This window comes from Mycobacterium sp. 852002-40037_SCH5390672 (assembly GCF_001665875.1).
Lineage (GTDB): Bacteria > Actinomycetota > Actinomycetes > Mycobacteriales > Mycobacteriaceae > Mycobacterium.
Map to the genome: position 1 here is coordinate 1 of NZ_LZTA01000015.1, position 12,267 is coordinate 12,267.

10 protein-coding genes and 1 tRNA gene are annotated in these 12,267 nt (G+C 68.3%); 2 read left to right on the forward strand and 9 right to left on the reverse strand.

Going from position 1 to position 12,267, the window contains the following annotated elements; translation table 11 throughout:
• Positions 1-24: 24 nt before the first annotated feature.
• The 8 genes from A5782_RS03960 to mfd form a co-directional block, all read right to left on the reverse strand.
• Positions 25-366 (reverse strand): hypothetical protein, encoded by a 342-nt coding sequence (locus A5782_RS03960; protein ID WP_067095477.1) that lies wholly within the window; start codon positions 364-366, stop codon positions 25-27.
• A gap of 101 nt (positions 367-467) precedes the next feature.
• Positions 468-1,415 carry a Ppx/GppA phosphatase family protein gene (locus tag A5782_RS03965; RefSeq protein ID WP_067095480.1) on the reverse strand — a complete coding sequence of 316 codons (948 nt, stop codon included), beginning with the start codon at positions 1,413-1,415 and terminating at the stop codon, positions 468-470.
• Entirely contained in the window at positions 1,409-1,897 is a 489-nt protein-coding gene (locus tag A5782_RS03970; RefSeq protein WP_067095484.1) for a DUF501 domain-containing protein, read from the reverse strand. Before A5782_RS03970 ends, A5782_RS03965 begins: the two co-directional genes overlap by 7 nt.
• Positions 1,890-2,603: a septum formation initiator family protein gene (locus A5782_RS03975; protein WP_067095487.1), complete on the reverse strand. Its 714-nt coding sequence runs from the start codon at positions 2,601-2,603 to the stop codon at positions 1,890-1,892. The genes A5782_RS03970 and A5782_RS03975 overlap by 8 nt, the downstream gene beginning before the upstream one ends.
• Before the next feature lie 20 nt (positions 2,604-2,623).
• On the reverse strand, positions 2,624-3,913 hold the full coding sequence (gene eno, locus A5782_RS03980; RefSeq protein WP_067095490.1) for a phosphopyruvate hydratase: 1,290 nt from the start codon (positions 3,911-3,913) through the stop codon (positions 2,624-2,626).
• Between the two features lie 58 nt (positions 3,914-3,971).
• Positions 3,972-4,700: a lytic transglycosylase domain-containing protein gene (locus tag A5782_RS03985; protein ID WP_156623785.1), complete on the reverse strand. Its 729-nt coding sequence runs from the start codon at positions 4,698-4,700 to the stop codon at positions 3,972-3,974.
• A 319-nt stretch (positions 4,701-5,019) separates the two neighbouring features.
• Positions 5,020-6,057 carry a nucleoside triphosphate pyrophosphohydrolase gene (locus A5782_RS03990; RefSeq protein ID WP_067095496.1) on the reverse strand — a complete coding sequence of 346 codons (1,038 nt, stop codon included), beginning with the start codon at positions 6,055-6,057 and terminating at the stop codon, positions 5,020-5,022.
• Positions 6,058-6,159: 102 nt separating this feature from the next.
• Positions 6,160-9,816: a transcription-repair coupling factor gene (gene mfd / locus A5782_RS03995; RefSeq protein ID WP_197694094.1), complete on the reverse strand. Its 3,657-nt coding sequence runs from the start codon at positions 9,814-9,816 to the stop codon at positions 6,160-6,162.
• A 130-nt stretch (positions 9,817-9,946) separates the two neighbouring features.
• Here mfd and lysA point away from each other — a divergent pair, with 130 nt between their 5' ends.
• Entirely contained in the window at positions 9,947-11,296 is a 1,350-nt protein-coding gene (gene lysA / locus A5782_RS04000; RefSeq protein WP_067095501.1) for a diaminopimelate decarboxylase, read from the forward strand.
• A gap of 46 nt (positions 11,297-11,342) precedes the next feature.
• On the opposite strand, the gene A5782_RS04005 is transcribed toward lysA, so the two are convergent.
• Positions 11,343-11,936, reverse strand: coding sequence for a TetR/AcrR family transcriptional regulator (locus A5782_RS04005; RefSeq protein WP_007776775.1), 594 nt, complete (start codon positions 11,934-11,936; stop codon positions 11,343-11,345).
• Between the two features lie 161 nt (positions 11,937-12,097).
• Between A5782_RS04005 and A5782_RS04010 the strand changes: the two genes are divergently transcribed.
• Positions 12,098-12,169 (forward strand) — tRNA-Gln (locus A5782_RS04010).
• Positions 12,170-12,267: the final 98 nt, after the last annotated feature.

The following is a 12,267-nucleotide window of genomic DNA, read 5'->3' on the forward strand; positions in this document are numbered from 1 at the left end:
TGAGCTCCGTGGGGTGAGCCCGTGTCACATCAGCCACTTTGTCCCCCGCATCGGAGGGCATGCCTCTTGCCCGCCTTCTAGCGACAACTTGGTTGCCGCCTCCCTTAATGCCAGCACGCGCTGGTGGATCCGGTGTTCGGTGCCGCGCGGCATGTAGCCCGGCCCATACCGGCCCCGCCCGAGTCGGTGCACCCTGCCACGTTCGATCTCCCACCGCAGCGCATCCGAGATCGTCTTCGATGGTCGGCCGCGCACCGAAAAGCTGTGCCACCTCAGCGCATCGATCAACTCCTCGACGGTCGCGGGCCCATGCACCGCCAGCTGCATCGCGAGCACGTAACGCAGCTCAATTCCGCGAAGGTTCATCGTCGGACAGTCGCATACGGGTACGACACCGCCGAAGTTGTCGCTGAAAGGCGGGCAAAAGACATGCCCACTCCGGCAGGGGCCAGTGTGGCGTATGTGGCCTACTCGGCGATGGACAACACGATGCCGTCCAGGATGTCGTGCTCGCTGACGGTCAGCTCGTCGATGCCCGCACGGGCGCGCAACTCGCGCGCCAACTCCTCGACCACGATCGCGCCCCCGCCGATCACGTCGGCCCGCCCCTCGTGCATCGGGGGCAGCCCCGCGCGCTCGGCCCGCGTCATGCCGATCAGCCGTTCGCACACCGACTGCAGGTCATCGCCGGCGACACGCGAAAGATGAATGGCCGCAGAGTCATACGTCGCGAAGTTGTGGGCGAGCGCGGACAGCGTGGTCATCGTCCCGGCCAATCCCACCCAGGTCTTCGCCCCCTCGACGGGCACCACACCCAGCGCGACGTCGAGCCGCTCGCGCACCGCCTGGCGCGCCGCGGCCACTTCCCCGGGCGTCGGCGGGTCCGAATGCAAGCAGCGTTCGGTCAACCGGACGCAGCCGATGTCTGCCGAGTAGCTGGCTGTCACCGCATCAGCGCCGACCACGATTTCGGTGGAGCCGCCGCCCAGGTCGACGACGACGAAAGGCCCAGCCACACGGTCCAACTCGCCGACGGCACCGCGGAACGAGAGCTCGGCCTCTTCGGCGCCGGTAATCACTTCCGCCACCGCTCCAGGCAGCACCGCGCCCAACACGTCGGCCGTCATCGCAAAGAAGGCGTCGCGGTTGGCGACGTCGCGGGCGGCCGATGTGGCCACCATCCGGACCCGCTGCGCGCCGTGCTGCTTCAGCAACGCCGCATAGTCGGTGAGCGCCGCGCGGGTGCGGGCTATCGCATCCGCCGCGAACTCGCCGGTCGCGTCGACACCCTGACCCAGCCGCACGATCCGCGTCTCCCGGTGCACATCGCGCAGCCGCCCACCTTCGACGTCGGCGATCAGCAACCGAATTGAGTTGGTACCGCAGTCAATACCCGCGAGCCTGCCGTTCACCATCGACCGGGCACCAGAATGCCCGCCATCGCGGGCTCGTCGGCCAGGATCGCCAGCGCCTCGTCGCCGAACGGATTCACGCCGGGACCCTTCGCCAGTGAATGGGCGATCAGCACGTGCAGGCACTTGACCCGGTCGGGCATTCCTCCCCCGGAGAACGTGGTCCCCAGCGATTCGATCGCGTCTCGTTCGGCCAGATACGACTCGTGGGCCCGCCGATAGGCGCCCGCCAATTCAGCGTCCTGGGCCAGCCGTTCGGTCATCTCGCGCATCAACCCCGTCGTCTCCAGCCTGCTGGCGGCGGCCGTCAGCACCGGATGGGTCAGGTAATACAGCGTCGGAAACGGCGTGCCGTCAGGAAGTTTCGGCGCCGTCTTCACCACGCCGGGCTCACCATTGGGACAACGGTAGGCGATGTCGAGCACCCCGCGCGGCTCGCGCCCCAGTTGGCGAGCCACCGCCTCCAGGTCGGCATGCTCAACCACCGGGACCCGCGGGATTAGGTCCGGGCGCCGGACCGGGTGATCCCGGCTCGGCCGGAGCGGACGGGCCTTGGGGCGCAGGCGAATTGGTCGGCGGCAGGTGTGGAGCGTCGGCGATGGTATGCCACAGCGACGTGTACCACGGGTCACTGTTGGCCGGTTTGGCTGACGGCGATCCCTGCTGCGTGGGTTCGGCCGCCGACGCCGGAAGCTGCACCTGGAACGGGATGTCGCCCGGCTTGACGAAGCCGAGCCGCTCACGGGCCTGCGCCGCAATGTAGGCCGGGTCACCGAGTTTGGCCTTCCGTTGCTCCAGATCGGTGACCTGACGGCGCAGGGCCGCTTCACTGGCGGTCAGCTGATTCATCTCGGTGCGCTGGGCAAAGTAGGTGCGCACCGGTCCGGCGATGGTCAACGTCAGTACGCAGATCACAGCGGCCAGCACCGCCGCCCGGCGCGCGGTGAAACCGAGCCGTTGTTCGGAGCGCTGCTCAACGGATTCGGCGGCTTGCCGCGTGATGGGCTCGACGACATGCTCTTGCTGCGTTCGCGTGGTGTTCCGGCCGGCCTGGTTCGCCGTCGGCGACGTTCGCGAAGACGGCTTGGAGGATGGCTTGGCCGAACGGCGGCGCCGAACCGAATCGCCGACTTTCCCCGGGCGCGATGCCGGGGAACGCCGTTTCGAATCAGGCCGTTTCGCGTCAGCCATGCCAGCCGTTGAACGTCAAGCTATTTCGCCTCCACGGCATACCGGGGAAAAGCCAGGTCGCCGGCGTAGCGGGCGGCATCACCGAGTGCCTCCTCGATCCGCAGCAGCTGGTTGTACTTGGCGACGCGCTCGCTGCGGGCCGGTGCACCGGTCTTGATCTGCCCACTGCCGACCGCCACCGCCAGGTCGGCGATGGTGGTGTCCTCGGTTTCGCCACTGCGGTGACTCATCATCGTGCGATAGCCGCTGTGGTGGGCGAGCGCGACGGCGTCCAGCGTCTCGGTCAGCGTGCCGATCTGATTCACCTTGACCAGCAAGGCGTTTGCCACCCCCTTGTCGATGCCCTCTTCCAGACGTTCGGGATTGGTGACGAAGATGTCGTCGCCGACCAGCTGCACCCGGTCACCGATCGACGCGGTCAAGGTCGCCCAGCCGTCCCAATCGTCTTCCGCCAGCGGGTCTTCGATCGACACCAGCGGATACGAGCCGAGCAGCCCGGCGTAGAAGTCCGCCATCTGCTCCGCCGTGCGGGCGCTGCCCTCGAATGTGTAGCCGGTCTGATCGGTGAAGAACTCGGTGGCCGCAGCATCGAGGGCCAGCGCCACGTCGGCGCCGAGTTTGAAACCGACCGACTCGATGGCCCGGCTGATCAGATCCAGGGCCGCGGTGGTGCCCGCCACGTCGGGTGCGAAGCCCCCTTCGTCGCCCAGGCCCGTGCTCAGGCCCTCCTTCTTCAGCACCGACTTCAGCGCGTGGTATACCTCGGTACCCCAGCGCAGCGCCTCGGCGAAGCTCGGCGCACCGATCGGCGCCACCATGAACTCCTGGATGTCGACGGCGGTGTCGGCGTGCGCGCCGCCGTTGAGGATGTTCATCATCGGCACCGGCAAGATGTGCGCGTTGGGGCCGCCGAGATAGCGGAACAGCGGCAGCGCGGCGGAATCGGCGGCGGCCTTGGCGACAGCCAGCGATACGCCCAGGATCGCGTTGCCGCCCAGCCTCGACTTGTCCGGGGTGCCGTCCAGGTCGAGCAGGGCCTGGTCCACCAACCGTTGATCGTCGGCGTTCAGGCCGATCACCGCCGGACCGATCTCGTCCAGCACGGCCTGCACGGCTTTCCGAACACCCTTGCCGCCGTAGCGCTCGCCACCGTCGCGCAGTTCGACGGCCTCGTGCTCGCCCGTCGACGCGCCGGACGGCACCGCCGCGCGGGCAAACGTTCCGTCGATCAGGGCAATCTCGACCTCGACCGTGGGGTTGCCGCGGGAATCGAGGATCTCGCGGGCCCCGACCTGCTCGATAATCGGCACTGAGTTCTCCTTGCGTCGTAGCCGGTGCGTGCTTTTCGCCGGTCAGCGATACATCCTGCTACAGCGGGTGGCCTTTGGCGTAAGCGGTCGCCCAATCGCGAACCGCCCGGGCGTAGACGCCGGAGTTGTTGTAGGCGCGCAGCGCGGTGATCCAGCCTCGGGGAGTTCCGAGATCCTTTCCGCGCCAGCACAGATAACCGGCCGCCGCGAGCGCGGCGTCGTCGATGTTGTCCGGGCTGACGCGGCCGTCGTTGTGAGCGTCGACACCATAGAGCCGCCACGTCTCCGGGATGAACTGCATCGGTCCCATGGCGCGCGTCACACCGTCCTCATCCGTGACGGCTTCCTCGGTGTCGACGATGCGCAGCGTGCCGCCGCTGCCGTCGAGGCGCACGCCCCGAATCGGGGGGCTCACATCACCGTTGGGGGCCAGCCGCGCTCCGCGGTAGGTGCCGTGGTGGCTCTCGACCTGGCCGATGCCGGCCAGGGTGGTCCACGCGATGTGGCATTTCGGGTTCTCGACTTCGGCGACCCGCGCCGCGTAGGCGTAGGCCTCGAGCGCGATCACCGGGATCTCCAGTGCCGCTGACCGTCGTTGGGCCCAGTCCCGCAACTGATCCGCGGGCCGACCGCTGGCATGAGTGTTCACCGCGGGCACCGGATCCCCGGCCGGTGGGGGGACACCGTCGGGAATGAACAGGCTGAGCTGCCAGGTGCAGCTGGAGGCCAGAACGATCGCGGTCGCGCCGATCACGGCGGCCGCGCGCATCCAACGCCTCGGCGACACCATGCTTTCCTGAGCTCCCCTAAACTCGCCTGCACCAACTCCGCCACACCATCGTCCCATGTGTTCGGGACGTACCCGGTTGCCTCGAGCCTCTGCGCACCGACGTTCGGTCGGTTGCAGCTAACCCGTGGTTAGCTGCTGGTCGCTTTGGCTAGCGCAGTCAGACCAAGGCCGACCACGGGGATTCGCAACCTCATCCGCGATATTACCGAGCGGCCGATGACTAATTCGGCAAACATTCCGGCGATCGCTCCGACCTATTGGCCGAAAGTGGGAAATTAGGGCGCGGCAGCGCCGCGGTAGGGGCGTTCCCGGCCCGTCAGGCGTCGTCGGCCGGGGCGTCAGCGGTGGAGTCCTCGGCCGCCGAGTCGGCCTCACCGTCGGTCTCGAGCTCCCACTCCCTCGGCCGATCGTCGACCGCCGGGGCACCCCCGGGCCAGTGCTCGCGCCACTGGTCCTCGGAGATCTCACCAAGTGGGGCCACATCGAACTCCTCGGGAACACCGGTGCCGCGGCGCGCGGCCGCTATCGCCCGCTCGGCTCCGCGGACCGCCGCCACGAATTCCAGAACGGCGGTACGTAACGCGCTTTCGGCATCGACATCGGCCGACACCGAGACCGACGTGATCTCGTCGGGGATCAGGTCGGCGGGCAGACCTGCCTTGTCGGCACGCGCAATGACCTTCTGGGCCAGTGCCAACGCGGGTTGCCCGGTGTGCACATCGTCCATCACCGATTTCCGCGGCTTCTCGGCCGCCTTCCGCTCTTCCCACTGGGCCAGCTGCTCTTCTAGCGAAATCGATTGACCGGCAAGCACTCCCGGCACCCGGTTACCCAGCTTGCGCATCAGGGCGGCGGCGACGTCATCGATGGTGAAGGGAGACTGCGGCGCGTCCTCGGCGATGCGGGCGTGGAAGAGGACCTGCAGCAGCACGTCACCGAGCTCGTCGCGCAGCTGCTCCGCGTTGCCGCTGCCGACCGCGTCCAGCAGTTCGTAGGTTTCCTCCAGCAAAAACCTGCGCAGCGAGTCGTGGGTTTGCTCGCTTTCCCACGGCCCGGCCGTGCGCAGTTTGTCCATCATGGCCACGGCATCGACCAGCCGTTCACCGCGCGGAGTCTCGGGCGCCGAAATCAGCCGCGCCCCCGCCGCCAACCGGGCGGTGACCGCGGGGTGGTCGGGGTCCGATGACAGCAATACCGGGGCGTCTTCACCCGAGTGCACCGGGCGCGCCGCGGGTAGCGACCAAGGCACCGCGACCGGCATCTCTTCGGTGTATTGCACCTCGCCGGTCAGGTACTCGATGGCCTCGACGGGCACCAACGAGGGACGGCGGGGGTCGAACAAGACGACTATCATCGGCGCCCCTCCTCCTCATCGCTTCGCTCTGCATCGTCGCGGGCGCGGATCATCGGCGCCCCTCCTCCTCATCGCTTCGCTGCGCATCGTCGCGGGCGCGCATCATCGCGCTTGCCGCTCTTCACTTGCCATCGGTGCAGGTAGTTCACTCGTTATACCAATATCTGCCTGGGGTTTGCCCTGCAGTGCCGTCACCAGGTTTGCCACCATCTGCACCAGCTCGACATCGCGCAGTCGCGGCGCGCCCACCCCACCGGCTCGCGGGATGGGAACCACCACGGTGGACGTCGTGGCGCGGTAGTTCGCGGCCGGGTACATCCGCTTGAGCCGCACCTGAGCCGAATCCGGCAGCGTCATCGGGGAGAGCCGCACGGTGGACGCCGACGGCGCCGACACCTCGGTGATCCCGGCGGTGCGGCACAGCAGCCGCAGCCGTGCCACCGCCACCAGCCGCAGGGCCGGTTCGGGCAATGCCCCGTACCGGTCGATGAGTTCCTCCACGACCGCGTCGATCTCGCCATCGGAGGCCGCGGCGGCCAGCCGCCGGTACCCCTCCAGGCGCAGCCGGTCGCTGGCGATGTAGTCCGGCGGCAGGTGCGGATCGACCGGCAGGTCGATCCGCACGTCCTTGGGTTCCTCGGCGGTCGTGACGGTTTGGCCGTCGGCGGCGGCTCGGTAGGCCTCCACGGCCTCGCCCACCAGCCGCACGTACAGGTCGAAACCGACCCCGGCGACATGCCCGGACTGCTCGACACCCAGCACGTTGCCGGCGCCGCGGATTTCGAGGTCCTTCATCGCGACGGCCATGCCCGCGCCCAGCTCGTTGTTCTGCGCGATGGTGGCCAACCGGTCGTAGGCCGTCTCGGTCAGCGGCGAGTCCGGCGGATACAAGAAGTAGGCATAGCCGCGCTCACGGCTGCGGCCGACCCGGCCGCGGAGCTGGTGCAACTGCGACAGGCCGAACGTGTCGGCGCGCTCGACGATCAGCGTGTTCGCGTTGGAGATGTCCAGGCCGGTCTCCACGATCGTGGTGCACACCAAGATGTCGTATTCGCGGTTCCAGAACCCCTGGACCGTGCGTTCCAGCCGTTCCTCGGGCATCTGCCCGTGCGCGACGACCACCCGGGCCTCCGGCAGCAGCTCCCGGATCCGGGCCGCCGCCCGGTCGATCGAGCTGACCCGGTTGTGCACGTAGAAGACCTGCCCGTCGCGCAGCAGCTCGCGCCGCAGAGCCGCCGCGACCTGCTTGTCGTCGTGTGGACCGACATAGGTCAGCACGGGATACCGCTCTTCGGGCGGCGTCAGGATCGTCGACATCTCCCGGATGCCGGCCAGGCTCATCTCCAGCGTCCGCGGAATGGGGGTGGCGCTCATGGTCAGCACGTCGACGTGGGTGCGCAGCGACTTGATGTGCTCCTTGTGCTCGACACCGAACCGCTGCTCCTCGTCGACCACCACCAGGCCGAGGTCCTTCCAGCGCACCCCGGTCTGCAGCAGCCGATGCGTGCCGATCACCACGTCCACCGACCCGTCGGCCAGGCCCTCGATCACGGCCTTGGACTCCGTCCCGTCGGTGAACCGGGACAAGCCCTTGACGGTGACCGGGAACCCGGTCATCCGGTCGGTGAAGGTCTGCAGATGCTGGTCGGCCAGCAGAGTGGTGGGCACCAGCACGGCGACCTGCTTGCCGTCCTGGACCGCCTTGAACGCCGCCCGCACCGCGATCTCGGTCTTGCCGTAGCCCACGTCGCCGCAGATCACCCGGTCCATCGGGACCGGCTTTTCCATGTCGGACTTGACCTCGGTGATCGCGGTGAGCTGGTCGACCGTCTCGGTGTATCCGAACGCGTCTTCCATCTCGGCCTGCCAGGGGGTGTCCGGCCCGAACGCGTGCCCGGCGCTGGCCTGGCGCTTGGCGTACAGCGACACCAGCTCGCCGGCGATCTCGCGCACCGCGCGGCGCGCCTTGGTCTTGGTGTTGGTCCAGTCGCTGCCGCCCAACCGGCTCAGTGCCGGCGCCTGGCCGCCGACGTACCGCGACAGCTGGTCCAGCGAATCCATCGGCACGTACAGCTTGTCCGATCCGCCGCCACGCTTGCTCGAGGCGTATTCGAGCACCAGGTACTCGCGGCGGGCGCCGCCGACGGTGCGCTCGACCATCTCCACGAACCGGCCGATTCCGTGCTGGTCGTGCACCACGAGATCACCGGCGGTGAGCGCCAACGGATCAACGGTGTTGCGCCGCTTGGCCGCCAGGCGCTTGCCCTCGACGGCCGTCACCCGGCTGCCGGTCAGATCCGTCTCTGTGATCACCACCAGCGCGGCGCCGGGGATGATGACGCCGTCGTGCAGCGGGCCCTTGAGCACACCAACCACGCCGGCCTTGGGCGCAGCACCCGATTCGAGCATGGCCGCGGGGGTGTCACATTCGGCCAGCCGTTCCACCACGCGATGTGCGGTGCCGGTGCCGGGCGCGACGACGACGGCGTAGCCGCCGGTCGCGACGTGCGCGCGCAGCATGGCGAAGATGCCGTCGATGTCGTGCTGATGCCCGCGCGCCGACGGCGCCGCCCGGATATCCAGCTCGACAGCCGACTCGTCGGACAGCTGGCTCAACGTCCACCACGGATGCCCGGCGCGGGCCGCCGCGGCCCGCACCTCGTCGAGTTCGGAGAATCCCGATCCGCCGAACTGCGCCACGTCGACCGGGGCGTCGGTACCCAACGCGGCGACCGACCACGACGCTTCGAGGAATTCGCTGCCGGTCTTGATCAGATCAGCGGCCCGGGTGCGGACCTTCTCCGGGTCGCAGAGCAAGACCGGTGTGCGCGGCGCCAATTGATCGGTGAGCAGCACGTGCTCGCCGGGCCGAAGCACCGGCAGCAGCGCTTCCATGCCATCGACCGAAATGCCCTCGCCGATCTTGGCCAGCATGTCGGTGACACTGCCCGTGATGGCGGGCTCGGTGGTGCGGTGCCGCGCGGCCAATTCTGCGGCACGCTCGCGCACCTCGTCGGTCAGCAGCAGTTCCCGGCACGCCACCGCGATCAGGGTGTCGACGTCGATCTCGGGGATCGAGCGCTGATCTGCGACCGAGAACATCCGCATCTCGCTGACCTCGTCGCCCCAGAACTCGATGCGCACCGGGTGCTCGGCGGTCGGTGGGAAGACGTCGAGAATCCCGCCGCGCACGGCGAATTCGCCGCGCCGCCCCACCATGTCGACCCGGGTGTAAGCCAGCTCGGCGAGCCGGGTGATCACGCTCTCGAATTCGATTTCCGCACCGACGCTCAACGTGACCGGCTCCACCAGCCCCAGCTGCGGCGTCATCGGCTGCAGCAGCGAGCGCACCGCGGTCACCACGACCTTCAGCGGCGGGCCCAACCGCGCATCGTCGGGAAGGGCCAGCCGGCGCAGCACCGTCAAACGCGCGCCGACGGTGTCCACGCCCGGTGAAAGTCGTTCGTGCGGCAGTGTTTCCCACGACGGGAAGACCGCGACGGCATCGCCGAAGACGCCGCGCAGTTCAGCGGTCAAGTCGTCGGCTTCGCGCCCGGTCGCGGTGACTACCAGCAGAGGACCCAACCGCGCCAGCGCACTGGTCACGAACAGCCGCGCGCTGGCTGGACCCACCAGGCTCAGTTCGGCGGGCGACGCGGCCGCGCTGTCGATCAGTTGCTGGAAGGTCGGCGCGGTGAGCGCCAATTCAACGAGCCCCGCGATCGGGGTGTCTGGGCAAGCAGCCCCCGGTGCGGTCATGATGAATTCCATTCTAGGGGCCCTCAGGGACAGGGCCGGACACACCGAACCACGTCAATATTGAGCTCGCCGCCGTCAAGGGATCGTAAGAAAAGCACCGCCGGATTACCCGCGGGCGCACGTTGAATTCATGACACTGCTGGACCTCCTGCCGTCTCTCGGTCATGCGGCTCCCCCGCGCTTCGATCCCGCGATCTGGCCCATCACCGCCCACCCCGACGAGGAGGGCAGGCTTTGCGTCGGCGGTGTGCTACTGGCCGATATCGCCGACGAGTTCCACACCCCGGCCTACGTCATCGACGAAGCCGACTTCCGGCATCGCGCCCGCCACTACCGCAAGACGCTGCGTGGCTCGAACGGTTTTGAGGTGGTCTACGCCGGAAAATCGCTCCTGAGCACCGCGGTGGCCCGCTGGGCCCGCGAAGAGGGCCTCGGCATCGACGTCTGCTCGACCGGCGAGCTGGCCGTCGCGCTTGCCGGCGGACTCGACCCGGTCCGCATCGTCATGCATGGCAACGCGAAATCGCCCGAGGAGCTGCGCGAAGCGGTGCGCGTCGGCGTGGGGCGCATCGTGCTGGATTCCTGCATGGAAATCGCCTACCTCGCCGGTCTGGCGCAGCGACGCCAGCCGGTGCTCATCCGGGTGACCCCCGACATCAACATCCACGGACACCGCGCCCTGTCCACCGGAGTCAGCGACCAGAAGTTCGGATTCACCCTCGCCGGCGACCACGCCGCCGAGGCGGTGCAACGCGTGCTGGCGCATCCCATCCTCGACCTCGTCGGCCTGCACTGCCATATCGGCTCACAGGTCGCCGACCCCACCCTGTACGGCAAAGCGATCCGCCGGATGATCCCCGCGATGGCCGATATCCGTGCCCGGCACGGCGTCATCCTCACCGAGCTGAACATCGGCGGCGGGCACGCCATCCCCTACTTCTCCGGCGACAGCGAGCTCAACCTCGAGCAGCTGGCCGACGTCATCGAGAACGCCCTCGACGAGGCCTGTGCCGCTGAGCATTTCCCCCGCCCGCAGATCGTGGTGGAACCGGGCAGGGCCATCTGCGGCCGGGCCGGCGTCACGCTGTATCGGGTGCGCTCGATCAAGACGCAAAACAACGGCCGCACCTTCGTCGCCGTCGACGGCGGCATGAGCGACAACCCGCGGGTGTCGTTGTACGGCGCGCGCTACGAAATCGCGCTGGCGAACCGGCATCCGCTGGGCCTCAAGCAGCGCGTCACCGTGGCCGGCCGGCACTGTGAAGCGGGCGACGAGATCGCCCGCGACGTCGAGCTCCCCGCTGACCTGCGGCCCGGCGACCTGCTGGCCGTGGCCTGCACCGGGGCGTATCACCACGGCATGGCGTCGAACTACAACATGGTCGGGCGCCCGGCTCTGGTGGCGGTCAAGGACGGGCGGGCCCGCGAACTGGTTCGCCGCGAGACGGTTGCCGACCTGTTGGCCCGCGACTGCGGCTAGGTTGCCCCGCGCCGGCCGCCGAGCAGGACCGCCGCGAATTTGACCGCTACTCGTCCTGCAGCCGGGGGTCGGCTTCCAGGTGGGTCAGCCCATTCCACATCAGGTTGACCAGGTGCGCAGCCACCACTTCTTTCTTGGGCTCCCGCGTATCGAGCCACCACTGCGCTGTCATCGACACCGAGCCGACCAGCGCCTGCGCGTACAGCGGCGCCAGCCCGGGATCCAGGCCACGCCGGGAGAAGTCGCCGGCCAGGATGGAGCTGACCTGGTTGACGGCGTCGTTGAGCAGGCTGGAGTAGGTGCCCGAGCTGATCGCGGCGGGCGAGTCACGGATCATGATCCGGAAGCCGTCGGTGCGCTCTTCGACGTAGGTGAGCAGCGCCAATGCGACCCGCTCGACCCGCACCCGGGACCGGTTGTTGGTCAGCGACGAGGTGATTCCGTCCAGCAACGCCGACATCTCCCGGTCGACGACGACGGCGTAAAGGCCTTCCTTGCCGCCGAAATGCTCGTAGACGACCGGTTTGGACACGTTGGCGCGCAGCGCGATCTCCTCGATCGAGGTGCCTTCGTACCCGCGTTCGGCGAACAGCGTGCGTGCGATGCCGACGAGCTGTTGGCGGCGCTCGGTGCCAGTCATCCGCGCGCGCGGCGCCCGCACCTCTTTGTCCGGGTCCTTGTCCAGCACGGCCACGTCGATCAGCCTATCGGTCATCGGGCCGTAAGCGGCCCGCATCGTCGTCGGACTAAAGTCTTCTTGGCGCGGTCGGTGTCAACCCGCCGCTCGCCATGGGTTAGCGATCCGTCGTGGTGTAATCGGCAGCACCTCTGATTTTGGTTCAGATAGTTCAGGTTCGAGTCCTGGCGACGGAGCTTCAATTGCCGATTGCGATATCCCATCGTTTTTTGCCTTCATCGCAGCTGAAGTGACACGCTTGACGGCGTGTCGGCGCTTCCGCGCGCAGCCTTGC

Coding starts and splice junctions, on each gene's coding strand:
- A5782_RS03960 (WP_067095477.1), bottom strand. CDS start 366: ATGAACCTTCGCGGAATTGAGCTGCGTTACGTGCTCGCGATGCAGCTG.
- A5782_RS03965 (WP_067095480.1), bottom strand. CDS start 1,415: ATGGTGAACGGCAGGCTCGCGGGTATTGACTGCGGTACCAACTCAATT.
- A5782_RS03975 (WP_067095487.1), bottom strand. CDS start 2,603: ATGGCTGACGCGAAACGGCCTGATTCGAAACGGCGTTCCCCGGCATCG.
- A5782_RS03990 (WP_067095496.1), bottom strand. CDS start 6,057: ATGATAGTCGTCTTGTTCGACCCCCGCCGTCCCTCGTTGGTGCCCGTC.
- mfd (WP_197694094.1), bottom strand. CDS start 9,816: ATGACCGCACCGGGGGCTGCTTGCCCAGACACCCCGATCGCGGGGCTC.
- lysA (WP_067095501.1), top strand. CDS start 9,947: ATGACACTGCTGGACCTCCTGCCGTCTCTCGGTCATGCGGCTCCCCCG.
- A5782_RS04005 (WP_007776775.1), bottom strand. CDS start 11,936: ATGACTGGCACCGAGCGCCGCCAACAGCTCGTCGGCATCGCACGCACG.